This window comes from Nonomuraea sp. NPDC000554 (assembly GCF_040300065.1).
Taxonomy (GTDB): Bacteria; Actinomycetota; Actinomycetes; order Streptosporangiales; family Streptosporangiaceae; genus Nonomuraea.
The window spans coordinates 41,270-67,618 of record NZ_JBEPDC010000032.1 but is presented as its reverse complement, the minus strand read 5'-3'; the positions used below and the strand labels follow the sequence as shown (position 1 = coordinate 67,618).

At 69.4% G+C, this 26,349-nt stretch carries 27 protein-coding genes and 6 pseudogenes; 17 read left to right on the top strand and 16 right to left on the bottom strand.

Annotated features, from left to right (window positions below; translation table 11 throughout):
* Positions 1-11: 11 nt before the first annotated feature.
* From ABT294_RS41770 to ABT294_RS41760, 3 genes are all read right to left on the bottom strand, one after another.
* Positions 12-2,105: a PatA/PatG family cyanobactin maturation protease gene (locus tag ABT294_RS41770; RefSeq protein ID WP_350812005.1), complete on the bottom strand. Its 2,094-nt coding sequence runs from the start codon at positions 2,103-2,105 to the stop codon at positions 12-14.
* An 11-nt stretch (positions 2,106-2,116) separates the two neighbouring features.
* Positions 2,117-2,260 carry a hypothetical protein gene (locus tag ABT294_RS41765; RefSeq protein ID WP_350812004.1) on the bottom strand — a complete coding sequence of 48 codons (144 nt, stop codon included), beginning with the start codon at positions 2,258-2,260 and terminating at the stop codon, positions 2,117-2,119.
* 95 nt (positions 2,261-2,355) lie between these two features.
* On the bottom strand, positions 2,356-2,547 hold the full coding sequence (locus ABT294_RS41760) for a hypothetical protein (RefSeq protein WP_350812003.1): 192 nt from the start codon (positions 2,545-2,547) through the stop codon (positions 2,356-2,358).
* Positions 2,548-2,617: 70 nt separating this feature from the next.
* Here ABT294_RS41760 and ABT294_RS41755 point away from each other — a divergent pair.
* Positions 2,618-3,529, top strand: a pseudogene (locus ABT294_RS41755) (tyrosine-type recombinase/integrase); the annotation flags it as partial.
* A 198-nt stretch (positions 3,530-3,727) separates the two neighbouring features.
* On the opposite strand, the pseudogene ABT294_RS41750 reads toward ABT294_RS41755, so the two are convergent.
* A pseudogene (locus ABT294_RS41750) lies at positions 3,728-3,859 on the bottom strand (SNF2 helicase-associated domain-containing protein); the annotation flags it as partial.
* Positions 3,860-3,885: 26 nt separating this feature from the next.
* Between ABT294_RS41750 and ABT294_RS41745 the strand changes: the two are divergent.
* Positions 3,886-4,773, top strand: a complete 888-nt coding sequence (locus tag ABT294_RS41745) for a hypothetical protein (RefSeq protein ID WP_350812002.1) — start codon at positions 3,886-3,888, stop codon at positions 4,771-4,773.
* 168 nt (positions 4,774-4,941) lie between these two features.
* Positions 4,942-5,233: pseudogene (locus ABT294_RS41740) on the top strand (hypothetical protein); the annotation flags it as partial.
* Positions 5,234-5,302: 69 nt separating this feature from the next.
* On the opposite strand, the gene ABT294_RS41735 reads toward ABT294_RS41740, so the two are convergent.
* Positions 5,303-5,914 carry a TetR/AcrR family transcriptional regulator gene (locus ABT294_RS41735; protein WP_350812001.1) on the bottom strand — a complete coding sequence of 204 codons (612 nt, stop codon included), beginning with the start codon at positions 5,912-5,914 and terminating at the stop codon, positions 5,303-5,305.
* A gap of 96 nt (positions 5,915-6,010) precedes the next feature.
* On the opposite strand from ABT294_RS41735, the gene ABT294_RS41730 reads away from it, so the two are divergent.
* Both ABT294_RS41730 and lexA read left to right on the top strand, forming a co-directional pair.
* Positions 6,011-7,513: a carboxylesterase/lipase family protein gene (locus ABT294_RS41730; protein WP_350812000.1), complete on the top strand. Its 1,503-nt coding sequence runs from the start codon at positions 6,011-6,013 to the stop codon at positions 7,511-7,513.
* A 408-nt stretch (positions 7,514-7,921) separates the two neighbouring features.
* A complete protein-coding gene (gene lexA / locus ABT294_RS41725; protein WP_350811999.1) occupies positions 7,922-8,581 on the top strand; it encodes a transcriptional repressor LexA in 660 nt (219 codons plus the stop codon).
* On the opposite strand, the gene ABT294_RS41720 is transcribed toward lexA, so the two are convergent.
* Positions 8,561-9,124, bottom strand: a complete 564-nt coding sequence (locus ABT294_RS41720) for an NrtR DNA-binding winged helix domain-containing protein (protein ID WP_502912208.1) — start codon at positions 9,122-9,124, stop codon at positions 8,561-8,563. The two genes, lexA and ABT294_RS41720, sit on opposite strands and share 21 nt — an antisense overlap.
* Before the next feature lie 77 nt (positions 9,125-9,201).
* Positions 9,202-9,285, bottom strand: a pseudogene (locus ABT294_RS50935) (NUDIX hydrolase); the annotation flags it as partial.
* A 6-nt stretch (positions 9,286-9,291) separates the two neighbouring features.
* On the opposite strand from ABT294_RS50935, the pseudogene ABT294_RS50930 reads away from it, so the two are divergent.
* Positions 9,292-9,695: pseudogene (locus tag ABT294_RS50930) on the top strand (transposase family protein); the annotation flags it as partial.
* A gap of 596 nt (positions 9,696-10,291) precedes the next feature.
* Here the strand turns inward: ABT294_RS50930 and ABT294_RS41715 are convergent.
* The gene (locus tag ABT294_RS41715; protein ID WP_350811997.1) at positions 10,292-10,762 is read right to left on the bottom strand and encodes a MarR family winged helix-turn-helix transcriptional regulator; all 471 of its coding nucleotides are present in this window, start codon (positions 10,760-10,762) and stop codon (positions 10,292-10,294) included.
* Between the two features lie 109 nt (positions 10,763-10,871).
* Between ABT294_RS41715 and ABT294_RS41710 the strand changes: the two genes are divergently transcribed.
* The 5 genes from ABT294_RS41710 to ABT294_RS41690 all read left to right on the top strand — a co-directional run bounded on the left by ABT294_RS41710 (position 10,872) and on the right by ABT294_RS41690 (position 14,119).
* Positions 10,872-11,441 (top strand): YceI family protein, encoded by a 570-nt coding sequence (locus tag ABT294_RS41710; RefSeq protein ID WP_350811996.1) that lies wholly within the window; start codon positions 10,872-10,874, stop codon positions 11,439-11,441.
* A gap of 40 nt (positions 11,442-11,481) precedes the next feature.
* Positions 11,482-12,249, top strand: a complete 768-nt coding sequence (locus ABT294_RS41705; RefSeq protein ID WP_350811995.1) for a pirin family protein — start codon at positions 11,482-11,484, stop codon at positions 12,247-12,249.
* 143 nt (positions 12,250-12,392) lie between these two features.
* Positions 12,393-12,539, top strand: a complete 147-nt coding sequence (locus tag ABT294_RS41700) for a VOC family protein (RefSeq protein WP_350811994.1) — start codon at positions 12,393-12,395, stop codon at positions 12,537-12,539.
* Positions 12,540-13,124: 585 nt separating this feature from the next.
* Positions 13,125-13,424 (top strand): GNAT family N-acetyltransferase, encoded by a 300-nt coding sequence (locus tag ABT294_RS41695; protein ID WP_350811993.1) that lies wholly within the window; start codon positions 13,125-13,127, stop codon positions 13,422-13,424.
* Positions 13,358-14,119 carry a cupin domain-containing protein gene (locus tag ABT294_RS41690; RefSeq protein WP_350811992.1) on the top strand — a complete coding sequence of 254 codons (762 nt, stop codon included), beginning with the start codon at positions 13,358-13,360 and terminating at the stop codon, positions 14,117-14,119. Before ABT294_RS41695 ends, ABT294_RS41690 begins: the two co-directional genes overlap by 67 nt.
* Here ABT294_RS41690 and ABT294_RS41685 read toward each other — a convergent pair.
* Complete coding sequence (locus ABT294_RS41685; protein WP_350811991.1) at positions 14,009-14,854, bottom strand: helix-turn-helix domain-containing protein; 846 nt, start codon at positions 14,852-14,854, stop codon at positions 14,009-14,011. The genes ABT294_RS41690 and ABT294_RS41685 overlap by 111 nt on opposite strands.
* 174 nt (positions 14,855-15,028) lie before the next feature.
* Between ABT294_RS41685 and ABT294_RS41680 the strand changes: the two genes are divergently transcribed.
* Positions 15,029-16,228, top strand: coding sequence for a Gfo/Idh/MocA family protein (locus ABT294_RS41680; RefSeq protein ID WP_350811990.1), 1,200 nt, complete (start codon positions 15,029-15,031; stop codon positions 16,226-16,228).
* Between the two features lie 613 nt (positions 16,229-16,841).
* Here the strand turns inward: ABT294_RS41680 and ABT294_RS41675 are convergent.
* Entirely contained in the window at positions 16,842-17,066 is a 225-nt protein-coding gene (locus tag ABT294_RS41675) for a hypothetical protein (RefSeq protein WP_350811989.1), read from the bottom strand.
* A gap of 193 nt (positions 17,067-17,259) precedes the next feature.
* The gene (locus ABT294_RS41670) at positions 17,260-18,552 is read right to left on the bottom strand and encodes a cytochrome P450 (RefSeq protein WP_350811988.1); all 1,293 of its coding nucleotides are present in this window, start codon (positions 18,550-18,552) and stop codon (positions 17,260-17,262) included.
* Between the two features lie 660 nt (positions 18,553-19,212).
* On the opposite strand from ABT294_RS41670, the gene ABT294_RS41665 reads away from it, so the two are divergent.
* Together ABT294_RS41665 and ABT294_RS41660 are read left to right on the top strand one after the other, a co-directional pair.
* Positions 19,213-19,542 (top strand): hypothetical protein, encoded by a 330-nt coding sequence (locus tag ABT294_RS41665; RefSeq protein WP_350811987.1) that lies wholly within the window; start codon positions 19,213-19,215, stop codon positions 19,540-19,542.
* 162 nt (positions 19,543-19,704) lie between these two features.
* Positions 19,705-20,901 carry an aminoglycoside phosphotransferase family protein gene (locus ABT294_RS41660; protein WP_350811986.1) on the top strand — a complete coding sequence of 399 codons (1,197 nt, stop codon included), beginning with the start codon at positions 19,705-19,707 and terminating at the stop codon, positions 20,899-20,901.
* Here ABT294_RS41660 and ABT294_RS41655 read toward each other — a convergent pair.
* Positions 20,876-21,415: a hypothetical protein gene (locus tag ABT294_RS41655; protein WP_350811985.1), complete on the bottom strand. Its 540-nt coding sequence runs from the start codon at positions 21,413-21,415 to the stop codon at positions 20,876-20,878. The genes ABT294_RS41660 and ABT294_RS41655 overlap by 26 nt on opposite strands.
* Before the next feature lie 346 nt (positions 21,416-21,761).
* Between ABT294_RS41655 and ABT294_RS41650 the strand changes: the two genes are divergently transcribed.
* On the top strand, positions 21,762-22,178 hold the full coding sequence (locus ABT294_RS41650; protein ID WP_350811984.1) for an NUDIX domain-containing protein: 417 nt from the start codon (positions 21,762-21,764) through the stop codon (positions 22,176-22,178).
* 73 nt (positions 22,179-22,251) lie between these two features.
* Here ABT294_RS41650 and ABT294_RS41645 read toward each other — a convergent pair whose 3' ends face one another.
* Positions 22,252-22,614 carry a hypothetical protein gene (locus tag ABT294_RS41645; RefSeq protein WP_350811983.1) on the bottom strand — a complete coding sequence of 121 codons (363 nt, stop codon included), beginning with the start codon at positions 22,612-22,614 and terminating at the stop codon, positions 22,252-22,254.
* 17 nt (positions 22,615-22,631) lie between these two features.
* Positions 22,632-22,841: a hypothetical protein gene (locus tag ABT294_RS41640; protein ID WP_350811982.1), complete on the bottom strand. Its 210-nt coding sequence runs from the start codon at positions 22,839-22,841 to the stop codon at positions 22,632-22,634.
* A gap of 194 nt (positions 22,842-23,035) precedes the next feature.
* Between ABT294_RS41640 and ABT294_RS41635 the strand changes: the two genes are divergently transcribed.
* A complete protein-coding gene (locus tag ABT294_RS41635; protein ID WP_350811981.1) occupies positions 23,036-23,296 on the top strand; it encodes a hypothetical protein in 261 nt (86 codons plus the stop codon).
* Between the two features lie 24 nt (positions 23,297-23,320).
* Positions 23,321-23,927, top strand: a pseudogene (locus tag ABT294_RS41630) (ISKra4 family transposase); the annotation flags it as partial.
* Between the two features lie 55 nt (positions 23,928-23,982).
* On the opposite strand, the gene ABT294_RS41625 reads toward ABT294_RS41630, so the two are convergent.
* Together ABT294_RS41625 and ABT294_RS41620 are read right to left on the bottom strand one after the other, a co-directional pair.
* Entirely contained in the window at positions 23,983-24,543 is a 561-nt protein-coding gene (locus tag ABT294_RS41625) for a hypothetical protein (protein ID WP_350811980.1), read from the bottom strand.
* A 2-nt stretch (positions 24,544-24,545) separates the two neighbouring features.
* A complete protein-coding gene (locus tag ABT294_RS41620; protein WP_350811979.1) occupies positions 24,546-26,345 on the bottom strand; it encodes a DEAD/DEAH box helicase in 1,800 nt (599 codons plus the stop codon).
* Between the last annotated feature and the right edge of the window lie 4 nt (positions 26,346-26,349).

Genomic DNA, 26,349 nt, shown 5'->3' with positions numbered 1-26,349 from the left:
GGCGGGGCGGGTCAGGCTTCGGGCCAGGAGCGGACCGGGCCGAGGGTGACCGGCAGCACGTCCTTGACGTCGATGGTGAAGCGGTAGACGCGCTTGGCCCGGCGGCTGTTGTCGGGGTCGAAGAAGCGCAGCTTGACGTCCCAGCAGTCGCTGTCCGGGCGGCCGTAGGGGCTCTTCTCGGTGTCGATGTTCTGCAGGGCCATGCCCTTGCCGAGGGCCTCGGCCAGCGTCTGGCGGACCTGGACGGCGTTGGTGGCGGCGAAGTTCAGCGCCCGGTCACGGCTGGTGGCGCCGAAGTTGCGCAGATCGTAGTAGATGCGCTGGAGGAAGTCGGCGACGGCGTCGGCGAGACGATCGTCATCGGGCCCGCCGTGCCCGGCCCCTTGGTTGTGCTCGGGCACGTTGCACTCGTGCACGACGGCGTGCGCCAGGCTGGCCACCGACCAGCCGTACAGGCCGCGGGTGAGGTCGATCTCGATCACCGGCACGTGCTGGCCGTTGAACAACCGCACGGTACGGCCCGGCAGCGTGCCCGGCACCGAGATGCGATCCACGAACTCGGCGTCGTCCTCGGCCCGCTGCTGGCGCTCCAGGAACTCGACCAGCCGCTCGTAGACGCCGGGCCCGTACCCGCCGACCGGCTCGATGGCGTAGATCGGGGTCAGGTCCAGGTTCAGCGTCCAGATCAGCGGCGTGGCCTCCGACGGGTTGCCGCGCAGGTAGTCCACCATCTGGCGCGGGTCATAGGGGTTGGCCGGCACGCTCACGCCGTCCACCTCCACGGCGGGCATGAGCTGTTTGAAGGTGTCGCGGCGGGCCTCGGTGCCGAAGTCGTAGCCGAGTGTGCCGAGTGCGTACACCAGCCGCCGCGCCGCCGGCGCGCCCGGGGCTTCGGCCGAGGCCCGCACTCCGCCGCGCTCGCCGCCCCTGGCCTGGGAGGGAGTTGGGGCGGTCATGGCCGTGCTGATGGCCGTGCTGATGGCCGCGCTGGCCGTCACGCCCGCATCCGGCATCGGGGTGGGGTCGGTGGCGCAGCCGCATCCGCCCGGCTCGGGCCCGGCGCAGGAGGCCATGACAACGGCTTGCGCGGCTGCCTCAATGTCGCCCACGGGGTCGGCAGATGGGGCAGACGCAGTAGCAGAGGAAGAGGTGGTGGTCACAACATTCACCGCTTTCGTGATATTGAGGGTTCCGTTCAGATACCGCGCGCAGGCCTCGTCCGGGTCATTCGGCAGGTCGCACGCATCGGCGGTGGCCAGCAGCAGCTCCGCGACAGCCAGCGGGTCGGGTTTGCGGCCCTGCCGCAGCTGCAGGCTGAGCAGCAGGGCCGCCACCCCGGCCACGATGGGAGCGGCCAGGCTGGTGCCGCTCATCCGCCCGGTCCCGCCGCCCGGGACCGCCACCAGTACGTCGTCGCCGGGGGCCAGCAGACCCTGGCGACGGCTACCCGGCCCGTAATTGCTCATCTCCAGCGGTCGCCCGGCCGCATCGCACGCGCCGACGGCCAGCACGCCGTCCAGCGCGGCGGGCACGTGGTCGCACAGGCAGCCGTCGTTGCCGGCGGCGGCCACGATCAGCACGTTCTGCTCGCGGCAGCGGCGTACCGCTCGGGCTAGGGCGTCCTCGGCCTCGCCGGGGTCGGCCAGCTGGCCGCCGCTGACGTTGATCACGTGAGCGCCTTCATCGACGGCCAGCTCGATCGCACGGGCCAGATCCAGCTGGGCGGTGCGCCGCCCCTCGGCGAACACCGGCACGCTGACCGCCCGGCAGCCCGGCGCCACCCCGGGGACGGGGCCCTCGTGGCGGCCGAACAGCACGCTGGCCACCGCGGTGCCGTGCGCCGCCGCCTGGCCCGCCGCTTGACCGCCGGGCCACAGGTCACGGATCTGGGTCAGCCTCGCTGTGGCGAAGGCCGGGTGATCCTGCTCGACCAGGCCGTCCACCACGGCCACCGTCACCCGCTCGTCCCCGGTGGTCCGCTGCCACAACCGCGTCAGTCCCGCGATCGCCGCCACTTCGCCCATCCCGCATCCGCTCCCGTACTCCCGGCGTACCTGTCGTGGGAGGGTGAGCGTCGGCGCGCCGACCGGTGCGCCGACGCTCACCGCCTCATCGGCTACTCGTCGCCCTCATCAGCGAAGGCCACGCCGTTCCACGCGCCCGTGAAGGACGGGGTAGCGCCGGCGGCGTCACTGGCCGGAGCTCCAGTGATGGTGCGCTCGACCGGGGCGGCCAGTCGCGGCATGAACGTCTGTGACATGGTGGGATGTCCTTTCCTGCTAGTGGCAGTGGAATGGGTGTGCTGTGCGGGGGAAGGCGCGGGCCATACCGGCGCCCACCCCGTCTCGTGGTCGGTTACTCGTCGCCCTCGTCGGCGAAGGGGACTCCGGCTCCCGGGTAATAGATGGACTGGTCGAGGCCGGCGGTCTGCGTCGCGGCGGCTCCGGTGACGGTGCGCTCGACCGGGGCGGTCAGGCGTGGCATGAACGTCTGCGACATGGTGATATTTCCTTTCTGCTGGTGGATCTTCTGCTCGATCCACACCACCAATGCATACTGAAAGTAGTCAGGCAATAACTATCTGTGATGTAGCGTAAGAGTGAGGCCACGCTGGCCTATGACAGGGAATTGGCATTACCTGTCGCACATGCGCACCTCGTCCCGGCGAGGCCCAGCTCAGCACCTGCCAGACGCGAGCCGACTCGGTAGCGTTATCTGTCACATCGATCCCGGGAGGGAGGCCCCCGTGCCCGTCGTCGCGTTCCCCAGCTCGCCCGCCGCCCCTGACGGCCCGGCCCCGGGCCTAAGCGTCGAGGCCGCCGTCGACCGCTTCCTGGGCTCCCTGCAGACCACGACCACCCGCCACAGCTACGCCAAGACCCTCACTCGCCTGGCCACCCTCGCCGGGCACCGGCCCGCCGCCGACCTGTCCCCTGAGGACTACGCCGCGGTCATGGACCGGTGGTCGAGCGCGGCGGCGGCCACCTGGAACCGGCACCTGTCGGCCCTGGTCTCCTTCACCACCTGGGCCCAGCGCCAGGACCTGCTGGCCACCAACCCCGCACGCCGGCTGGAGCGCCGCACGCCCACACGCCGCGGCGACCGCGCCATCCCCGCCGCCCGCCTGGAGACGCTGTTCACCGACACCACCCACGCCCTGCGCGAACGCGTGCTCTGGCGGCTGCTGTACGAAACCGCGGCCCGCGCCGAAGAGATCTTGTCCCTCAATGTCGAAGACCTCGATCTGGAGTTCCGCCGAGCCCGCGTCGTCTCCAAGGGGGGCGCCATCGAATATGTACACTGGGCCACCGGCACCGCACGGCTACTGCCCCGCCTGCTGGCCGGCCGCACCACCGGACCGCTCTTCCTGGCCGACCGGCGCGCCCCCACCTCCGGACCCCGCGCACCCGCGGCCGCCGACGCCTGCCCGACCACCGGCCGGGGCCGGCTGTCCTACCCGCGCGCGGAATACCTGTTCAAGACCGCCTCGGCCCAGCTCGACCCGCACGGCCAGGGGTGGACGCTGCACCAGCTCCGCCACCTTCAGCGTGGAGGGTGTGGGGATGGGCTGGTGGGAGCCGACGCGCAGGAATTCCACCAGGTCGGCCAGCGCGTCGGTCGGCTCGCAGGCCACCAGGTCGCCGTCGACGGTGAGGCTGCCGGCCAAGGCTGCGGTCAGCGCCTCGGCCGCGGGGAGCGTGCCAAGGTCGCGGTTCGCTGCGCGGCGGGCGGTTTGCGCGGTGACCAGCAGCCAGCGGCCTCGCAGGTGGACAAGGGCGCGACCGGCGGTGGCGAGGGCGTCCATCTCGGCATCCGTCAGGCCGTCACCGTCGACGGTCAGCTGCCAGCGGAAGTCCAGGACGTTGTCCAGACCGAAGGCGGCCGGTGCCGCTGAGGCTGCTGTCCGGGGTGCCGGCCCGGCTGGACGGTGACGGCGTGCACCCCAGTGTGCAGACCTGGCGGGCCGTCATCCGCCTGGGCCTTGAGGCCATCGCCGACGAGCGCGTGTACCCGGGCACCGACTCCACGGGCCGCGACGCCTGGCACCTGGGGCCCCTCACCTCAGGGCAGCAGGCCACCGCTGCCGATCTCGCCGAGGCAATGCCCCCGTACGCGCACTGCGTCCCTGCCGCCCGCAACCCGTACCGCCTGTGGGCGCCGCGCATCGTGGTGCGTCGCGTCCTGGACGCTCTGGCCGACGCGGTCGCGCGTGGCTCGGGAACCGCGCCCGCGCTCGGCTCAGCCTCCTACACAGCCCCTCTCGGCGCCCGCAGAGTCCGGACCTGGTGGCGTGGACGGACCAGATCAAACACGATCCTCGACCCCCGCCCGCCGCTCGGCCTGGTCGTGACGATCAAGCCGCCGCCCGCCAGCAGCCCCGACGACACCGAGCTGCTGTGGGCGGTGCTGCGGATCAGGACCGCCTCGCCCGGCGGCCAGGCCCGGCTCGTCGACGCCGCCGAGTACCTGCCCGAGCACGGCGCCGACCCGCGCCCGTTGGAGCAGATCCGCCGGTCTCTGCGCGCCGCCGCCCGCCTCTGGCCGCCGCTGCAGCGGCTCCTGGAGCAGGACCGCCCGGCCAGGTTCACTGTGCGCGCCGCCGAAGCCGCGCTGCTGCTCGGCGAGATGGGCCAGGACCTGGCCCGGTCCGGCATCGAGATCACCTGGCCCGAGCAGCGGGCCCGCGCCCTGGGCGTGCGCGCGCTGATCGGCACCCGCTCCACCCGCTCCACCCGCTCCACCCCCTGCGCCCGCGAGCCCGCCAACCGATAGCGATGTCAGTCTCCGAAGTCGCGTGCACGCGCGACCTGGGGAAAGACCTCGTGCGCAGGCGAGTACGGACATTTGCGCGGTCCGTAGTCAGTGCACGACCCGACGGCTTCGTCCGTACTCCTCTGCACGACGGTGAAGCTGGTCGACGATCTCGGGTTCCCAAAGTCCCGCCGGCTGCCGGAGCTGTCGCGACGGCAGGTCGGCAAGAAGCCGCTGCTGCCCAAGGAGATCGACGCCGCGCTGGTGACCGCGTCGTGGAAACGGGCGGTGTATGCCAACCCGGACCTGCCGCCGGGCGCGGTGGACCGGGACGCGTACGTCGTGTGCGTGCTGGAGCACCTGATGCGGGCCCTGGCGATCAGGGATGTGTTCGCCTCGCCGTCGCTGCGCTGGGCCGACCCGCGCCCGGCTGCTGGCCGGGGCGCAGTGGGAGGCGATCGCCGAGGACGTGCCGGCCTCTTCGGCAAGCCGCCCCCGGCGTCATCGCCGGCGATGGACCGTCGACCCTGTCCCCGCGCGCGGGCGCAGGTCACGCACTCCGATCGTTCCCGCTGAACAGCCTGTCCAGATGCAGATCGATCGCGGTGAGCGCGTCCTGGGGACTGATCACGTCCAGTTCGATCAGGGGGGTGAAGCCGGTGAGGGCGAGGAGCAGGTTGGTCTCGGTCGCCGGGTCGCGGTCAGAGTCGATGTGCCCGTCGGCGACCGCATGGCGGACCAACTGCTCGATGAGGGCCCGTCCTTGGGCGAGGCCGCGGCGGGCCTGCTCGTGGACGGCCTCGTCGTGCAGCGCCTCCAGGACGTAGGCGGCGCTCATCCGGCTGGTCGCGCGGGCGTCGGCATGCAGGGGGAGCATTTCCGCGAGCGTCAGTCGCAGCACGTCACGGGGGTGCGGACGGTCACCGAGCTTCTCGAGTCCCTGGTCGACGCGCAGCGAGGTCTGCTCGGACGCGAAGTCCATGGCGAAGGAGAGCATGGCGGCCCGGGAGGCGAAATAGTGCTGCAGCTGCCCGAGGGAGATGCCCGCCTCCTGCGCCACCACGCGCATCGTCAGATGCGCGACGCCGCGCTGCTCCACCACCCGCCACAGCGCGCGGGCGATCGCTTCGCGGCGTCCGCGGTGATCCACTTGTTTCGGCATCGCCGGCCTCTCCCTCGTACCCCGGAGCCTTTCCAATACAGTTGACATAATACAGTTGACCTATAAGCCAGAGGTCCACTCGAGGACGGAAGCGTCATGCCTGAACAACTGCCTGAACAGCCAAGCGTGCGGACCACAGAAGGTGTGGTGCAGGGGCGTCGGCGGCAGGGGCACGCGGTGTTCCGCGGCATCCCCTACGCCCAGCCCCCGGTGGGAGCGTTCCGCTTCGCCGCGCCTGCCCCGCCGCACCGCTGGGAGGGGACGAGGCAGGCGGCGGAGTTCGGCCCCGTGGTGCCGCTGTCCCTGCCGGTCGACGCGGGTCCGCCGCAGGGCACGGACTGGCTGACGCTCAACGTCGGCACTCCGGATCCGGGCGCGGCAGGACTGCCGGTGCTGGTGTGGATCCCCGTAGGCGGCTACATCTCGGCGGCGTCGAGCGACCCGATGTACGACCCGGGAGCGCTGGCCGAGGCGGGACTCGTCGTGGTAACCATCAACTGCCGCGTGGGCGCGGAGGGTTTCGCGTTCCTCGACGACGCGCCGCCCAACCGCGGATTCCTCGACCAGATCGCGGCGCTGGAGTGGGTGCAGCGGAACATCGCCGCCTTCGGAGGCGACCCCGACCAGGTCACCGTGGCCGGACAGTCTGCCGGGGCAGGGTCGGTCGCCGCCCTCCTTACGATGAAGTCGGCGCGCGGCCTGTTCCGGCGGGCCATCGCCCACTCGGTGCCGGGGCTGCACAGCACCCCCGCGCTGGCACGGCAGGTCACCGCCGCGCTCGCGGACCGGCTCGGCGCGGCGACCCCCACCGCTGCGGCCTTGCGCGACATCGACCCCTGGCACCTGGCCGCAGAGCTCACCTCCTTCAACGCCGGCCTCCATGCACACCGGGAGAGCTGGGGACGACTCACGGAGACCGGCACCGCCCTGTGCCCCGTCGTCGACGGCGAGGTCCTCCCCGAAACGCCCTGGCCCGCGCTGACCGGCGCGCGCGCGAGCGGGACCGAGCTGCTCGTCGGCCACACCCGGGACGAATTCCGGCTGTTCAGCGTCATGAGCGGACGGCAGGGCACCTTCACCGAGCAGGACGCCCGTGCAGCCCTGGAACTGCTCGCCCCGCCGAACGGCGCGGAGGCGTACCGTGCCGCGTTTCCGCAGGCCGGCCCGGAGGAGCTGGTGGAGACGGTGTACTCCGACGCCCTCTTCCGCATGCCGTCACAGAAGCTGGCCGAGGCGAACGCCGCAGCCGGCGGCACCTCGTACCTGTTCGAACTGCGCTGGACCGCCCCGGTCCTCGGCGGCGCCCTGGGCGCCTGCCACAGCCTCGACGTCCCCCTGGCGTTCGGCACGCTGGGCAGCCCCGTCGGCGCGCAGCTCATCGGCGACGAGCCCACCCCCGAGGCCGTCGCGCTCTCCCACGAACTCAAGAAGGCATGGATCCGCTTCGTCACCACCGGCGACGCGGGATGGGCCACCTACCGACCCGACCAGCAGCTCACCCGCGTCCTGGACGCCGACTCGGAGACTCTGCCCTACCCCGAACAGGCCTCCCGCCGGATCTGGGAAGGCCACTCCCCCGCCCCCTTCGATCTCTCGTAGTGCGGAGACGCTGCAGGTCGGCTCCGGAGTCCTAGCTCAGACACCAGCCGCAAGGTAACCGGCGGGTAGCTTTTTCGTCGTTGAATGGCCGCCCCAGCACGGTCACCCCGGGCAGCAGTACCCGATGCCGCCGCAGCCACCGACTGCTCGAACAACGCCACCGGGTGGCTTGTGTCCACCCGGCCACTTGATCCGGGATCGCCTGGCTGGCTGAGTCCATCTGCCCCTGTTCACGAGGGTGGACGCCGTCCGTCGGCCGCCGGGGAACACCGAACGTCACCGTAGGCCCCTGTGAAGCGGACAACTCGCGACAGTTGAAGAGGAGACCCCACCAGTACGGGACCCCGATGCGAATGGCTTGCCACACTGATGGGTTCGCGGCAGGTGCTGGCCTCTAGCATTGCGCACGTGACCACCTACGACGATCCTGACGCGTTCGAGTACCTGGACTTTTCGGCTCTGCCGCAGCGCCAGCAGCGGATCCTGGCCACGATCCGGGACTGGGTGGTCAAGTACGGGTATCCGCCGAGCACGCGCGAGATCGGCCACGCGGTCGGGCTGCGGTCGTCCTCGTCGGTGTCGAAGCACCTGAAGAGCTTGGAGGAGCAGGGGTTTCTCCGCCGGGGCACGACGATGACTCGGCCGATCGACGTGCGTCTGTTCCTGCGAGCTTCTCAGCCGGAACCGGCCGACGACGTGGTGACCGTGCCAATGGTCGGAGACATCGCCGCGGGTATTCCCATTCCGGCCGACGAGCACGTGGATGGCACGCTGATGCTGCCTCGTGACCTCACTGGGCGCGGCACCGTGTTCGGCCTTCGGGTGCGGGGCGACTCCATGATCGACGCCGCGATCTGCGACGGCGACATCGTCGTGGTACGGCAGCAGCCCGAGGCGCACTCGGGCCAGATCATCGCGGCAATGATCGATGGAGAGGCCACCGTCAAGGTGTATCGCCGACGCAACGGGCACGTCTTTCTCGAACCGCGCAACCCCGCCTACGACATCATCAACGGCGACAGCGCCGTAGTGCTGGGCATCGTGGTTTCAGTCCTTCGCAGCGTTTGAGCACCCTGAGGGAGAATCCGCAACGGATCTGCTACAGCTGCGATACTTCAAGCTGGACCGCAGAGGCGCAGTCGCCGCGGCGTGGCGGCACACGCAGGTGGCCGTCGGCCAGGGCCTCGAGGTCGGCGCGGGCATAGCGGCCGAAGCGTCCCGGGCGGATGCTGTGCCCGTCCATCTCCTCCAGGAAGGCGTGCTCGCCCCACCCCAGGTACGCCGCGGCCTCGGCGGCCCGAGCATGACAATGGAGGACGCTCGTTCATGCGTGCTCGCCACCTTGGGCCGCATGCTGGGCCGTCTGGCTGCCGGTAGCTGCGTGCTCGCGACTTTGCGGTAGAAGTTGCGGGGATCGAACTGAACTCCCCACACCGCCTCGTACACCTCCTGAAGTTCGGAGATTGTGAAGGTCTCGGCGCAGAACGCGGTCGCGAGCGCGGTGTGTTCCAGCTTGGCCCGGGCGCGTTCGACGCCGTCAGCGAGGATCCGCCCATGGTCGAACGCCAACTCCACGCCGGCGGAGGCATGCAGAGCCTCGTCCACCGGCATCCAGCGGGCACCTGCGACAACTTCCGGCGCGCCGCGGCTTCGACGGCCTCGTCGTGGTCGCGAAGGAACCCTCCAGGCAGGGCGAGCGTCCCCCGAAAGGGATCAGCGCGGCGTTCGGCGAGCAGGACGTGCAGACGGGCATCGCGTAAGGTCAAGATCACCAGGTCAAGGCCCGCTGGCTGCGCTATGTCCCCGAGCACCTGCCCGGCCCGTTCCCGTACCTGCCCGGCCAGTCCGGCTACAACAAGCGCCTCCCAAGGCCCTGCCGCTGCTCAAACGCGCGATCCGAGCGCTGGCCCGCGACACCGACCTGTGGACCGACCCGATATGGGTCGTCGACTCCACGCCCGTCGAGTGCGGCCGCTCACGCCCCACCACCCGCCGCTCCGAGCTGGCCGGCTACGGCTACTGCTGCTCCCAGTCACGCTGGTTCTGGGGCCTGCGCCCGCACCTGATCTGCACCCCCGCCGGCCTGCCCATCACTTGGGCCCTGGCCACCCCGAACATCGACGAACGCCAAGTCCTGAGGGCCATCTGCGACCACGACCCCGCCCTGCCGGCCGTGCGCCCGTAGCGCGCACGGCCGGACCCCTGGCTAGCGGACGGTGACGCGGTCAGGCGGCGCCGGCAGCAGGGCGATGTGCGGCGTCGATACCGGCGCGCGGCGGTGTCATGAGCGGGCCGCTCACCTGTGCGTCCGGCTCCGCTCAAGCGTTGGGGGCATGGTCGCTCGAGGAAGCCGCGTCTAGGAAAGCGAATCGCCGCCGTGGTGTGGCTTGTGGGCTCGGAGCTGGCTCGGACGCGGAATGTGGTTGTACAGGGTCCTGGGGCTGATGCCCACTCGTTGGGCGAGCCGGCAAGGACCACAACATCCCGCCCAAGGCCCAGCAGTGGATGGCCGAGCGCGCCGACGCCCGCACTGTCACCGTCGAGGACGCCTCACATGTGATCTCGGTCTCCGTGCCCGAGGCGGTCACCGACCTCATCCGCCGCGCGGCCCGCGACACCCGCTGAGGTACCGCGGACCACGACCAACGACAGCCCGCACCCGGTGACCGAAGGCGGGCAGTCGGCATAGGTCACGACATGCTCGGCGGTGACCGCGACACGCTCGAACTCCACCTCGGCGCCCGACGACGGGTGCACCGACGCGGGGATCTGCCGCGTTCATGGCGTCGCGTCCGGCTCCAGCTGGGTGAGCACCTTGTCGGTGATGGCGGCGAGGCTGTCGAGCTCCTCGTCGGAGAGCGAGTCGAAGACGAGTTTCCGCACGGTGCTCACGTGAGCTGGTGCCGCCTGCTCGATGGCCGCGCGCCCTGCCGGTGTCAGCACGATAAAGGCGCCGCGCCCGTCGTCGGGGCACTCCTCGCGCTCGACGAGTCCGCGGCGTGCCATGCGGGTGACATGGTGCGACAGCCTGCTGCGCTCCCAGTGCAGGGCGCGGGCGAGGTCGGAGACCCGCATCCGGCCATCGGCCGTGTCGGTGAGCTGGACCAGCACGTCGTAGTCCTGCAGAGACAGGCCGGCGTCCGCCTGCAGCTCACGGTGGAGGGCCGCCGGCAGCCGGGCGTTCAACGTCAGCCACCTGCGCCAGACGCGCTGCTGCTTGTCGGTCAACCACGGGCTCGCTGCGTCCATGGACGCAGCCTAGCCGGGAATAGTTGACACGTCACATAGGTTGGGACCGCATGTACGTGATGCGTCACCTAAATGGGGTGGCGCCGAGCTGACCACAAGGAGCAATGCCATGACCACCGTCGACGCCGTCCCCGCCACGCTGGCCGACCTGTCCGGCGTCTACGTCATCGACGCGGCGCACACCCGAATCGGGTTCGTCGCCCGGCACGCGATGGTGACCAAGGTCCGCGGCGCGTTCAACGAGTTCGAGGGCCGCTTCACCGCCGACGGCGCCGACCCGAGCAGGTCCAGCGCGAGCGTAACCATCCAGGCCGCCAGCATCGACACCCGCAACGAGCAGCGCGATGCGCACCTGCGCAGCAACGACTTCCTCGCGATGGACGAGCACCCGCAGATCACCTTCGTCACCACCGGCGTCCGCCAGACCGGCGAGACGAGCCTGGAGCTGACCGGTGACCTGACCATCAAGGGCGTGACCAACGCGATCACCATCCCGTTCGAGTTCGAGGGCGCCTCGACCGACCCGTTCGGCAACCTCCGGGCCGGCTTCGAGGGCTCGGCCACGATCAGCCGCAAGGACTACGGCATCACTTGGAACGCCGCGCTGGAGACCGGCGGCGTCCTGGTCAGCGACAAGATCGTCCTCGAGTTCGAGGTGTCGGCGATCAAGACCGCCTGAAAGCGCCCGGTTCACCACCCATTTCGAAAGGTCAGGCATCATGAGCGACATCGTTCTTCCGGCCGGCGTGGACCTTCGCCGCGCCGGGGAGCGCTTCACGAGCGACTTCGGCTGGCTAGACTCCAAGCACTCGTTCTCCTTCGGCAACCACTATGACCACCGCAACACTCACCACGGTCTGCTGCTGGTCAACAACGACGACATCGTCGACGCCGGCACCGGTTTCGACACCCACCCGCACCGGGACATGGAGATCGTCACCTGGGTGCTGGAGGGCTCGCTGGTCCACCAGGACTCCACCGGGCACAACGGCGTGATCTATCCCGGTCTGGCGCAGCGGATGAGCGCCGGCCGCGGCATCCTGCACTCGGAGAAGAACGACTCCTGGCGCCTTGGCGGGGAAGTTCACCGCGACCCGGTGCACTTCATCCAGATGTGGGTCGTACCGGATGAGAACAACATCACGCCGGGCTACGAGCAGCTGGAGATCGAGCACGAGTTGCTCTCCGGCGGCCTGGTCCCGGTCGCCTCGGGGATGAGCAAGCACGACGGCGAGGCGGCGATCCGCATCAGGAACAAGTATGCCGCCCTGTACGCCGCACGGCTCCAGCCCAGTCAGGCTGTCCAACTCCCCGAGGCCCCTTACCTGCACCTGTTCGTGGCGCGCGGCGCCGTCAGCCTGGAGGGGGCAGGGGAGCTGGCGACTGGCGACACAGTCCGGTTCACCGCCACCGGCGGCCAGCGGGTGATCGCCACGGAGCCGGCCGAGATCCTGGTGTGGGAGATGCACGCCACCATCGCGGCCTGACCCGGCACCCACACCGGCAGCTTCACCAAGAAGAACGATGTCCCGACATCCGACAAGACGCCGCCTGGGACCGAGCGGCCCTCGATGCCCAGCGCCAGCTCATCCGAGACCGGCATCTGCGGCCGGCCGAGCAGCGGGGAGCCTTGTCAGCGCGAGGCCTGCACCATACGGAGCTGATCAGCAGCGACGTGGAGCGGACCATCCGGTTCTACCAGGACGTGCTGGAGTTCCCGCCGACTGAAGCTGATCGCCGACCGCTCGGCGACATATACGGCACCAAGGTGCTGTGATGGGCGGCCCCGTCGGCTCTATCGACACCACACCCGCCCGCGGCCACTCCACCGCGCCCTGCGTGGAGGTCGGCCACAGCCGCGACGAACAAGTCGGGAGCATCCGGATCGGCCGCGCGCTGCCCCGCAAGGGCCGCTGCATGGTCGGCGCCTGGTGCTTCGCCGACCACATGGCCCCGCCGACGTCACCGAGAACAGCGGCTTGGGCATCGGTCCTCAGCGCCCAGGAATGAGCCGGGCTGACCCTCGCCGAGTCCATCACCCTGCCCGACGCCCGGACGCAGGACCTGGACTACGCCGAGGCACGCCGCCACCTGCTCCGGAGGAGGTCTCCGCGGCCAGCTGAATCGCCATCACGATGAATGCCTGCGCCGCCTACCTGAGCCGACGCCGCACCGCAGGCAGCTAGCGTCGGCTTGTCGCTGGACGATGTTGTGTGACGGGGTTGGCGCCGCGAGCGAGCGGCGCCGACCCGGTCCCAGACCGAACCATCGACCGAAGCTCCACCGAGAACTTTCCTCCGCCTCCGCCACGTATATCGTCAACCTACCTGTGCTTCCTCACTCGACCCTCGGAGACCGCCGCGTGATCACCGTGACCGACAATCACACCGCCAACCGATTCGAGGCCCACGACGGCGAAACGCTCGCGGGGTTCGCCGCCTACATTCGCACGGCGGAGCTTGTCGCCTTCGTCCACACCGAGGTCGATCCGGCCTATGAAGGACGCGGTGTGGGTTCCCTGCTGGCGCGCGAAGGCGTCGAATCCGCACGGGCGGAGGGCTTGCGGGTGCTCGCGGTCTGTCCCTTCATCGCGGGGTGGCTGACCCGGCACCCCGAGTACGCGCACCTGGAGTACCGGGCGGCCAGCAAGGTCACGGACTGAATCCCAGGCCATGCGAAGGGAACGACCCAAGGACCGTCCGGTCGAAGACACGTTCCCGCCGCTGGGTGCGAAGGCCTACCACGGTGCGCGGCTTCCGGCTGGACGTCTTCGACACCGGCACCGGCCCCTGGCGCTCCGTGCACGAGCGCACCGTCACCGCGAAGGCCACCCGGTTCGCCGGGCCGCTGCACCCGGTCGCCGACGAGGGCTTCTTCCAGCTCAGCCTGGCCGGCGCGGCCACACCGGCCGGACCCCCATGGGGAGCTGTACGTGCACGAGTCCCTGATCACCTGGGACGGCTGGAGCCTGTCGGCGGCGGCTGGGAAGGCGAGCCCGGCACGCTCCATCTGGGCCCCTACCCCTACGACGATATCTGCGTCATGATCTGCGGTCGCGTCGCCCTCACCGGCAACGGGGGCGGCCGCCGCGAATTCACCGGCGGAGATGTCTTCTTCATCCCCCGCGGCTTCGGCGGCGCGTGGGAAACCCTCGAACCCTCCAGCACATTCTTGTTCGACACCCACGGCAGCAAGGGCAGATCACGTGCTGGAGGAGCGTGGGGCGGCGGCGGCTTTCCGGTTGGTTCAGGAGGGCTCTGGCGTACGGTGGCGGCCGACTCCCTGGCACTCGCGTCGGAACTTCGCCGGGGGTGTGCCACAGAGAGAGGTGAACACGCTGTAGAACCGGCTGACTGAACCGAAGCCGACGGCGGACGCGATGTCAGTGATCGGCCGATCGGTGGTGATCAGCAATCGGCGGGCCTCCGCAAGGCGGTGCTTGGTGAGGTAGTCACCCATGGTTGTGCGGACCACCTTGCGGAACTGGGTCATCGCGTAGTTGGGGTGCAGGTGTGCGGCACCAGCGATGTCGGCGCTCGTCAATGGCTCGCGGAAGTGTTCGGCGATGTGCCGCACCATGGCGATGACGTGCTGTAGCGCCAGTTCACCTCCGGTGTACTGGCGCACTGGTTCGCCCGGGCTCGTCAGAGCGAATCGGCGGACCCTGGCTTCGATCTCGAGCAGTGCGATCCGGTGGCGTTCGCGGTGGTCGGTGGCGAGGTCGGCGGCCCACTGGGCGAAGCTCGCGGGATCGGTGGGCAAGGCGGCCGACGGCGCTGAGACCAGGGGCGTACCCGACAGAAGGCGCCTGACGAGCGTGTCGGGCAGTCCCCAGCCCAGGAAGGTCGTGAACGGCAGATGCAGCCAGTGGACGGACGTCGCCGAGTTCGCCACCAATTGGTGCGGTACGGCGGCCCAGAACACTGCCACGCTTCCGGGGCCGATCTCGACGGACGTGCCACCAAACAGGTAGAGCATCGTGCCGCCCTCGGTCACCAGATTGATCTCCAGGTCGTCGTGCTGATGCGCGGCGCCCATCACCACAGGTCGGCCTGCCCAGCCGGTGAGGCTCGGCGGTTCAAGGCCGGACATGAGAATCCAAGAAGTTCTCACTCTCATAGATGAAGCGTTCGTGGATTGTAAGTCCCTACGATCGTGGCATTCCACGCGGGCCGCCCGAGGCCGGTGCTGGCACCTCACCGACGGCGGGCCTGCGGAGCAGGAAAAACATGACCATTCCTCTGACGGCATGACAAGGAACCCCTCATGACCTTCTCATTGGGTATCGTCGGCGCCGGGCAATTCGCCGGGCAATTCGCCAAGCTGTGGCGGCTCCACCCGGGCGTCGGCGGCATCTGGGCCACCGACCTGATCGCTGACCGGGCCGCCCGGCTGGTCGCTGACTACGACCTTGCCGGCACCGTGCCGTCCTTCGAGGCCCTGCTCAACTCTGACGTCGACGCGGTCGCCATCTTCACCCAGCGCTGGACCCACGGGCCGCTGGCCGTCCAGGCGCTGCGGGCCGGTAAGCACGTGTATTCGGCAGTGCCCATGGCGGTGACCGAGGAGGAGATCGCAGCCATCATCACGGCCGTCCAAGAGACTGGGCTGATCTACATGATGGGGGAGACCAGCCAGTACAACCCGGCCACCGTGTACGCCCGCAATCAGATCGCTGCCGGCAGCTTCGGACGGCTGTTCTACGCAGAAGGCGACTACGTGCACGACATGGACCTCGGCTTCTACGACGCCTACCGGTACAGCGGCGGCGACAACTGGAAGGCGACCGCTAGCTACCCGCCACTGCTCTACCCCACCCATGCGATCGGCGGTGTACTCGGCGCCTGGCAGACGCACGCCGTCAGCGTGTCGGCAATCGGGGTCGTCGACGATCGCGGAGACGATGTGTTCGACAAGTCGGTCAGCCAGTTCGGCAACGATTTCTCCAACGCCACCGCGCTGTTCGAGGTCGAGGGCGGAGGATGTTTCCGGACAAACGAGTTCCGGCGAGTCGGCTACCCCTCGCACATCCGCGAATCGCGGTTCCGGTTCTTCGGGACGGAGGGGAGTCTGGAGCAGCTGGCCACAGTGAGCCTGTGGCAGGACAAGAGCGGCGTCACCGACATCACCGACTACCTGCAGCCCAAGCCCACCCTGCCGCCTGACGACCCCTCGCTCCAGCACGTTGCCGCCGCCCTTAGAGACGCCTTCACCTCGGGTTCAGCGCCGGTGCACGACCGCTCCCGGCTGCCCGAAGAGTTCGCCCACGTCTCCAACGGCCACGAGGGCAGTCACCACTTCCTGGCCGACGACTTCGTGCGGGCGGTCGCCACCGGCTCGCTGCCCCCGGTCAACGCCTGGGTCGCCGCACGCTACACCTTGCCCGGCATCGTCGCGCACCAATCCGCCCTCAAGGGCGGCGAGCGGCTGGCGATACCGGACCTCGGAGACGCCCCCCGGGCGTGAAAGACGGAGGGCAAGGTGCCCCCTCACGGCGAGCCCTGAGGTAGGCACGTCGGGGGATGGCCACGCCGTACCCGGGCTCGGAGAGATGGATCCAGCGGTGGTTGCAGATCTCGAACCTGGCCACGCGTGCGCACCTACCAGGTGCAGGCGGTGCTGAAGACGTGGGCGACGACGCGGTAGTGGTGGCGTGAGGACCTGCCCCACGACGCGCCGTTGGACATCTGGCACTACCGGCTGCAGGCTTGCTCAGGACACGGCTCGGGTGTGCTGATGTTGTCGCTGGACGTGGCCCGACGGCGATGGTCGTTGGAACGATTCGCGGAGGGCTAAGGATGCAGAAGCGGCCCTCTGACACAGGTGACAGGAGCAGTGCGATGACGTAGTGATGGCGGCCTCGCAAGCCCCGCCCACTCCCCCGCCCGATCGCAGCCGCCTCGACTGCAGTAGCTGCGGGCCTACCTATGACCTGCGACGGGTGAGCAGCCAGGCGGTCACCTCGTGCCAGCGCGGCGCTCGCGCCTCAGCTCACCGGCGGTTGCGGCCGAGCTGCCAGGAGTCGGTCGAGCTTGGCGTCGACCTGACCGAAGCGCGCTTCGATCAGCTCCTTCAGCCGCTACTCAAGCTGGTCCAGATGTTCCTTGGTAGCCAGTGACGCGTTGCCCGCCATGATTTCCCCGAAGACGGGCTCGGTGTAGTCGAGGATTTCCTGGCGGAGCGTGTGCGGAAGCTGGTCCACCGCCGCCTTGATGTCCCCCGCATCGGCACCGAGCGTGAAGGCGGCCGCTTCGAGCCGTTGGACGCGATCGGCAAGGTGCGCACGGTGCTGGGGAGCGGTCATGTGGACCAGCTTACTAGGCCGACTTCCCCTGCCCTCGGATCTTTGGGGTCTGCGCCTACGACACCGAGGGCAACCTCAGGCTGATCCGCGACGATGAACGTGACATCGTGCCGCCTGTCGTCCGGGGAACTGCTGCACGCCGTCGACGTCGTACGTCGCCCTCGTGAGCGCGGTGTTGGTCATGATGCCTCTCTCACCGTGCGCGGCGCAGCCCTCGCAGGAAGTTCCACAGCGGGGACCTGGACGGCTTCGCGGTGGGTTCGTCCGCCTGGGACGTCTGCTCGGCGGGCGCCTCGTGGGCGCCGGAACCGCTCCGGGGCCCCGGCTCCCTGGTCAGCTCGTACTGGATGGGCAGCGACCGCAGCGCCCGCATGAACGGGGAAGGACGCCAGGGCAGCTGGTCGGCCGGGAGCGCCAGTTTCACCTTGGAGAAGCGCGTGAAGAGCCGCTGCACGGCGATGATGGCGATCCGGGTCGCCAGCACCTGGCCGAGGCAGCTGTGCGGCCCGGCCCCCCAGGCCAGGTGGGCGCGGGTGCTGCGGATGGCGTGCCAGTCGATGGCCCCGGCGAAGCGCGGGTCGCGGTGGGCCGCGCCAACGGAGAGCATCACGGGATCGCCGGCGGCAATGGTGTAGTTGCCCAGCTTGACGTCTGTCAGCGCGTAGCGGAAGGTCAGGTTGGCCATCGGCGGGTTGAGCAGGGCGACCTTGTTCACTGTCTCGTCGATGGCCCCCACCGACAGGCTCTCCCGTATGTCCGGGTTGGAGATGACCTCGACGACCACGTTGCAGACGAGACTGGCGGTGAAGTCGAGCAGGCCTGGCAGCATGAGGAGCTCGCGGGCCAGCACGTCCAGGGTGATGTCCGGCTTGGCGCTGATCATGTATGACGGCAGGTCGTCGCCAGGGGACTCCCGTTTGGCCGCACCCAGCTCGGTCATGGCGGCGTACAAACGCTGGAAGGCCCCGGCGGCGTCGGGGCCGGCGTCGGATATCCGCCAAATGTCCATCACGACGTCCTCGCCGCGCGCGGCGGAGAAGCCGAGCATACGGTTGGCGACCATCAGGGGGAGCGGTCGCGCGTACTGCGCCGCCAGGTCCGCCCAGCCCGCGGCGCTGCCCTCAGACAGCACGTCGATGAGGTCGTCGGCGTAGCGCACGGTGGCCTGCTCCAGCTGTTGCGCCTGGGCGTGGCCGTGGTCCTGGAAGGGGGTGAGGGCGCTGGTCCAGGCGGCGCGGAGCTGGTGCAGCTCGGTGCCTTCCTGGAACGTGGAGCTGTTGATCTGGAAGGCGGGGAGCAGGGGCCAGTCGGCCGGTATCCGGCCTTCCGCGTTCGCCTTCCACTTGTCCGGGCGCTTGCTCCACACGCCCCCGCTGTTCTGCAGGACGCGGAGCACTTCCTCGTAGCCCGTGACGAACCAGACGGGCACCCCGAGCAGATCGACCGGCGCGACGGGGCCGTAGGTCTTGCGCAGTCTTTCGTGCACGAGCGCGGGATCCGCGTCATAGTCCCTGGTCAGCAGTGGCTCGGCGGGAACGGGAGCCGCGGGGGGCTGCTGAGGCCATGGGCCTTGGGTCACGGAATGAACCGCCTTTCTGATCGCCACTCGGCTCGTCACGCCGGGTCATGGATCATGAACCGACTGACGCGCTCTGGGAGCTTACGGCGGTTTCGCTGAAGACGTGTGCATTCCGGTTGATCTGTCCCGCATCGAGGCGCTCGGCCTGATCCGCGCTCCCGTGAGAAGACGTGCGGCCGGAACCCCTTCCTCCCCGGCGGCATGGCCCGTGTGCGGCGGTTCAGGTTCTGAAAGAGCCGTCGTCGAAGTACGGCAGGAGGCCAGGCGTGGTGCATGGTCAGAGCGCCGGGGTCCAGGAGCCAGAACGAGTACGCCTCCGCGTACAGTTCCGAGCCGGAGCGGTCGCCCGACAGCCAGTGGGTCGCTGAGTAGGTCGTCAGGTTGTAGCCGATGCCGTGTTGGTTCGCGTACCTGACGAAGGACTGCTCGCGGACGTCCGGGATCGGCCTTGGCCGCACGAAAGCCCGAGGTTAGCGATCGCTTGCATCCCAGGTGAGAGCCAGTGCACGAGTATTGGCACGACACAGGGTTTCGCGGTGCGCGTCGAAGATCGCGCCAGACACGGCGGTGGCCGACTGGCAGGTCTTCGTTGACCTCGTCCGGTCCAAGGGCTGGTGGTTCGCGTACTCGGAGGACGGCCGGCCAGTGCGGGACCGGGTGGAGGACGTGCTGGCCCGGCGGGGTGAGATGTCGGTGCTGCTGCGGATCCGGCCGATCCCCGAGGTGCTGGTCAACGTGCACTTCTTCACCGACGCGGAGATCGAGGTCGATTTCGAGCCGCTGGAACTGCAGGGCCAGGAGCGGCTCGACGTGGTGTGCGCGTTCCTGCGGGCCGTCGGCCGGTGCTGGGCAAGCCGATGGTCCTCACCCCGGAGGGCAGCGCCGAGCATCCGTTGATCGGCTATGACCTCGCCACCGATCGCGTCGTAGCGTGGTCCACGGCTTGACTGATGGTCAGATTCGGTGTTCTTTGTGGCGTCGTGACGGCTTCGGCGGTGGCATACTCCCGGAGGAAGATCATTTGCTGAACCGGCTGCCGCTTCTCGAAGGAGATCGACCGTGACGACATCCCTCCGTACGAGTAACCCGAGACTTGAGATAGTCAAAGGGATCGCCCGCGTAGGCAGTCACGTCGTCCGGGAGGGACTCAGCCGGCGCGAGTCGGCCGACATTCCCGTGTCGGGCAAGGAGGTCACCCGCGAGTGGCTGACCGCCGTGATCTGCGCCGGGATTCCGGGGGCGGCCGTCGAGTCGTTCACGACCAGGAACGTGAGCAGCGGCACGTCCTCCCGCTGGAGGATCACGATCGACTACAACGACACCGGCCGCCGGGCGGGTCTTCCCTCTGTCCTGTTCGCCAAGTCGACGGCGGGGTTCAAGCAGCGCCTCGTCCTGAGCCTGGCCAGCGTCCTCGAGGGCGAGCCGAACTTCTACCGCCATCTCCGGCCCGACCTCGGCATCGAGGCGGCGCGCGGTTACCACGGGGCAGTCGATCTTCAGTCGGGCCGCTCGATCTCGCTGATGGAAGACATCGTGGCCACCAAGGGTGCGACCTTCTGCTCGCCCCAGACGCCGATCTCGCGGGAGCAGATCGAGGATCTCCTCGCCAACATGGCGGCCTGGCACGGACACTACTGGAACGCCCGCGGGCTGGCCGGACACGTCTGGCTGAAGCTGCCCAGCTCGCACTTCGGCAACCTCGACAGGCTGATCGGCATGGAGAAGCGGGCCAAGGTCGGAGCCCGGCGGGCCAGGTCGGTGCTGCCGGAGGCGATCGTGTCCCAGCAGGACACGCTCTACCGGGCGCTCGAACGATCACTCGACGTGGCCAGCCAGGGCCCCCTGACTCTGCTCCACGGAGACTCCCACATCGGCAACACGTACATGACCGCGGACGGCCGCATGGGGTTCACGGACTGGCAGGTCGTCATGCGCGGCACCTGGGCCTACGACTTCAGCTACACCGTCGCGTCCGGGCTCACGGTGGAGAACCGCCGCGCATGGGAACGTGACCTGCTGGCCTTCTACCTGGACCGGCTCGCCGCGGCCGGAGGCGAGGCGCCGGCGCCGGATGACGCCTGGCTCGCCTATCGCCAGCAGGCGTTCTACCCTTACTTCGTCTGGCTGACGACCATCGGGCACAGCGTCATCCAGCCGAAGTACCAGCCCGACGAGATCAGCCTCGGCATCATCGAGCGGACGGCGAACGCCGTACTGGACCTGGACTCGCTCAGCGCCGTGAACGCCCGAGGATAGGCCGGCGGGCGCCGACCTTCCCGGGCGATCCGCCGATCTTCCCGGGCGAGACGCCGGCCTTCCCGGCAAGCGCGGCCGCGACCTGCCCGAACCGCGCGCCCGGCCGGGCCGCCGCAGCGAGCAGGCCAGGCCGCAGGCCCAGCGGATCCGACAATGGCCGGCGCTGCGAGGACAACGCGTCCAGCGTGGCCGTCACGTGCGCTTTCCACTCGGCTATCACCGCAAACCGCCAGCCACACGCCATCGCGACCTCGGCCGCCGCGGCGAACGATTCCAGATCCGGCTCGCCGATCAACCGAGCGGGCCGCACATCAATCAGCCAAGTCCCCGACCTGGTCACAGCCAGGAAATCGGGGGTGTGCTCCCGATCTCCGGCGGCGGTGCCGAACCGCAACCGCAACGGCTGCGAGACGACATCGACCAGATCGCCTGCGAAGTCCAGGACCAGCAGCAGCCTGGCCTCCTCCAGACTCTCGAACCCATGATGACGACCTGTACTGACCATGAACTGCAACCCTGGACGGTGCCGCTGATCCCGCCGCCAGGAGAACCAGCGAATCGGGCCGCCCCCGACCACCGGCCACCGCAGCAGCTCTCGGACCGAACGCGAGACCAAATCGCGGCCTGTCCCAGGTCACCGACCACCGGTCGGTCCACCCCTCGCCCAGGTCCAGGTCAGACATGCCCGCCTCCACCCCGACCGGGGCCGGCAGGCCGTCCCACACTGCCGAGTGCGACCACAGCGGACCGATCGTTATCTAGGGTTGTCGGACCCTTCCAGCAGGTCAGAGGATGATGATCTCTTCTTTCACGTAGGGCAAGTTGACCGAACTCAGATCCGCATGGGTCAGAATGTGCCGATGACGATCTCCGCTGACGACTCCGGTCCGGTCCGGATTGTGACGGCCGTTCTTCGCGACGGCGATCGGGTGTTGTTGTGTCATCGAAGCGCCGGACGCCGTTGGTATCCCGACGTGTGGGACCTGCCGGGCGGTCATGTTGAGGAGGGGGAGGATCCGAAAGAGAGCCTTGTCCGCGAGCTTCGGGAGGAGTTGGGAATCACGGCATCGGAGCCGTCCAGCCCGCCGATGCATGAGATCCGGACCGCGACGTTCGACATGCAGATCTGGTTGATCGACAGGTGGACCGGAACACCCGTCAACGCCGCGCCGGACGAGCACGACGCTGTGGCGTGGTTCGAGACGTCCGACCTTGACAGCCTGCGTCTCGCCCACGAGTCGTATCTCTCGATGCTCACCGCCGTGCTCGTCACGTGACGTCGCTCCGGAAGCCAGGAGTGCGCGCTCATCGGCAGATCCGGACACCACCTTCGCGGGTCGTCTTTCCTGGTCAGCCCGCAGTTTCAGTGAGACGCGCTTCCAGGGCGGCGATCATCTGAGCCAGCAGGCCGGTGTTCTCCTGCTTGACCACCTGAGGGCCGACCTTGTCGATGCCGGAGACCTTGGTGATGCACTCGTCGACGGCCGTGGCCATCGTGCGCCGGGCGGGGTTTTGCGATGGTAGGAACTTCTCCAGGCGATCGCTCCGGTTGGCTGCGACCACGCGGGCGACCTTGACGGCCCGCCGCAGGCGGGCGCCGTCCTTGATGCCGACGCCGGCGGCGATGTCGGCGTAGCTGACCTCGCGGCCGTGGTTGCTGCGCAGCCAGATCATGACCTCGGCGACGTCGGTTTCGGCGCGGGTCCAGCCCATCGCGTCACGGCGTCGGCTCACAGGAATTTGCCGTTCTCATCCATGAAAGCCACGAGCGCGGCGTCGTCCAGAGCAGCGCCGGTGGCCATGTCGCGGACGGCGGCGATCGCCGCCTCGGCGCCGTCGCAGAGCTCGGCGATGGCCTCGGCCCGATCGGCAGTGAAGGCGATCTGCTGCTTGGCCAGCAGCGCCAGCGCCCGCGAGGCCGCCATCCGGATCTCGGCCATGGCGTTGAAGACGTCTATGGACGCATCGGCCTGGGTGCCCTCGGTGGCGGCGCGGGCCTGGGCGGCCAGCTCCTGCCGCTCGACACGAGCGGCTTCAGCTTCGTCGTATTCGCGTTGCCGGTGCCGGGCGACCTCGGCGGCCTTGGCGCGGTCGTCCGCGTCGGCAGCGGCCTGGCGGGCGTCGAACTCAAGTCATGACCGCCCACGGGCTGAGGCTGGTCGATTGGGAGTCGCTGGCTCTCGCGCCGCCAGAACGGGACTACGCCGACCTGCTCGCTGTGGCAGACGGCCTCTTGCTCCCCGACCCCGCGATGGTTGAGCTGTTCGCGCTGGACTGGCGGCTTTCCGAGATCGCCGAGTACGCGCGCTGGTTCGCCGCTCCGCACACCGGTACCGACGACGACCACACCGCTCTGGAAGGGTTGTACGAGGAATTGGCAGGTGGCGCGGAATAAGCCAGGGCGTGGGCGAGGCTGACCGCCGGGACGCTGCTGGTGCTGACCGCCGACGCCAAGGCATCGTGATGAGACCCGAAGCGCTGCGGCCCGCGACCGCCAAAGCCGCCGCGGCCCGGGCGGGCCGGTTCCGCACCCGGCTCGCCTCGGGCGAGAAGAACGGACGCAAACGCATGGCGGCTCTCGCCTGTGTCTACGACACCGAGCCCGCCCCGCGCCGACCGCACGACATCATCGCCCCGCCCCGGCGGCAGCCGCAGCGCCGACCGCACACCCAGGCCTGGGCCTCGGGCCACGGGCCACGGGCCACGGGCCACGGGCCACGGGGAAATGGTTGACCGGCTCGGTCGCCGAGGGCGCCCAGCATGTCATCGCCGCGGCGTTCGATCAGGCCGAAGCCCGCGATCCCGGACACCGAAGAACCTGGGTGGTACTGGTCGACGGCGCCCGCCACCAGCTCGACCTGATCCAAGCCGAAGCCGCCCGCCGGAGTATCGCCATCAACATCGTCGTGGACCTCGTCCATGTCCTTGAGTATGTGTGGGGAGCTGCGTGGTGCCTGCACCGCAAAGACGACCCCGCCGCCGAGTCCTGGGTCGCCGTCCATGCCCTGGCCCTCCTTGGCGGACAGGTCACCCGCACCATCACCACGATCACCAGCCAAGCCGCCGACCTGACCGGCCGGGTCACTCGGCCACCGTGAAGTAGGCGGCCGGATCAAGGGAGTTGAGCGCGATCCAGCGCTGCGCCGTCGCTTCGGCGGGCGCCTGGCCGCCGCCCGCCGAAGTGCGGAAGAAACCCTGCACGTCGAGAGCGATGCGGGGATCGTCGTCGATGCGCCGCGCCATGTCGTAGTAGACGGCCAGCTCATGGACGCACCGCGGGGTGGCGGCCGGGCAGGAGCAGTCGACGCTTTCGAGGACCGGCGCGGGCGGATGGCCCGCGTCGGCGATCGCGCGGTACAGATCGTCAGTGAGCAGGGGCTGGATGCCGCTCAGCTGACGGGAGATCTCGGCCGTCGCCCCCGCGGACATCGGCGCGACCTCGATCGTGACCACCGTGGTGCTGCGACCTCGGTGCACGGCGGCGCGCGCGGTCCGGCCGTCGAACGTGATCTGCACCTTCCCGTCGCGCGCCATGCGCCGCGCGCTCGGCAGCTGGGGATCGGGACGGGTCTGGCGCAACGACTCGGCGAACCGGACCCAGTCCTTGCCCCACTTCGTGTAACCGTAGTCGTGGTCGGCCATGGTCAGTTGACTCGCTTCCGGCGCAGGACCTCGATGAGACGGTCGTCGTCCAGGCGTGTCAGCTCGGCGACGCTGGACATGTCGGCGATGTCCGACAGCGCGGACTTGCGGCTGTGCATGGCCGCGATGTGCTCCTCGACGGTGGTCCCGGTGGTCAGGGTGGTGACGGTGACCGTGCGGGTCTGGCCGATCCGGTGGACCCGGTCGGACGCCTGAGCCTCCACGGCCGGGTTCCACCACCGGTCGAAATGGATGACGTCGGCCGCGCGCGTGAGCGTGAGCCCGGTGCCCCCGGCCTTCAGGCTGAGGACGAGCACCTTCGGACCGTCGTCGGACTGGAACCGGCGGACGATGTCGGCCCGTTGCTCCTGGTTCAGGCCGACGTGGAAGAACGGCGTACTCACCCCGAACTGTTCGGCGAAATGCCGGACCAGCAGCTCACCGGTCTGCCGGTACTGGGTGAAGACGAGAGTCGGAGAGTCGTTCTCCAGGTTGTTGGCCACGATGTCGGTGCACAGGTCGAGCTTTCCCGACCTGCCCGACAGCTCACCGAGGTCGTCCGTGATCAGGCCCGGATGGTTGCAGACCTGCTTGAGCGAGGTCAGGACCGCGAGCACCTTGGTCTGCCGCTGGGCGCCACTGCCGAAGCCGTCGTCGATGACCTGCTCCAGCAGCCGGTCGTACAGCCTCTCCTGCTCCTCGGTGAGGTCGCAGATGAGATCGGCATGGATCTTGGGCGGGAGCGACCCCGCGACCTGGGACTTCTTCCGCATCAGCACGACCGGCTCGATGGCCCCGCGCAGCCGGGCGGAAGCGGCCGGGGAGCCGTCCGCGACCGGCCGCACGAAACGACGGCGGAACTGCGTCCGGTTCCCGAACAGGTGCGGTGCGACCAGATTGAGCAGGGCCCACAGCTCGTCGAGGTGATTCTCGACGGGCGTCCCGGTCAGGGCGATCCGCGCGTCGGCCGCGATGGTGCGCGCGGCCTTCGACACCTGCGTTCGGGGGTTCTTCAGGACCTGCGCCTCGTCGAAGACCGCGGTGCTCCACTGGATCCCCGCCAGGGCCGGGCTATGCGTGCGCAGCGTGGGGTAGCCGGTGAGCACCACCGTGCCGCTGTCCACCGCGGGCAGCGGCCCGCCGCGCCAGATCGTGGTGCGCAGGTCGGGTGCGAACCGCGCGATCTCGTGCGCCCAGTTCCCCACCAACGACGTGGGACAGACCACCAGTTGCGGCCCCTTCTCGGCGCGTCCGGCGACACAGCCGATGGTCTGCAGGGTCTTGCCGAGTCCCATCTCGTCGGCCAGCACCGCGCCGCCGTGCGTCTCGATGGTCTCGCGCAGCCAGCTCACCCCGCGTACCTGATACGGGCGCAGCTTGGCGGTGAGCGCCGCGCGCATCTCGGCCCCCACCGAGGTGGTGCGGCGGAAGACGCCGCTCGCGTGTTCCGCCGTCGTGACGGCGACACCCGTGGCGTCGGGGACCGCGTGCGCGGCCATCGGCAGAGCCGACTCGCCGCCCGCGATCCACGACCGCCAGACGTCCACCGACCGGCCGGGCGAGTCGAGGGGCACGGTCACGAGCCGGTCCGGCTCGATCAGCACGCAGTCGACGTCGGACACCTTGAGCCTGCCGAGGTCCGGCGTCGGCACGACCAGGGGGACGGTCTCGACGTCACCGACCGCCGGGGCCGCCCCCACGGCGCCGTCGGCCCAGGTCCACAGGGCGAACATGTGCCGGTCGGGCAGGTACGTGGCCTGACTGTCCGACCGCGCCTCGGGGAGTTTCTGCCTGGTTCCCATGGCG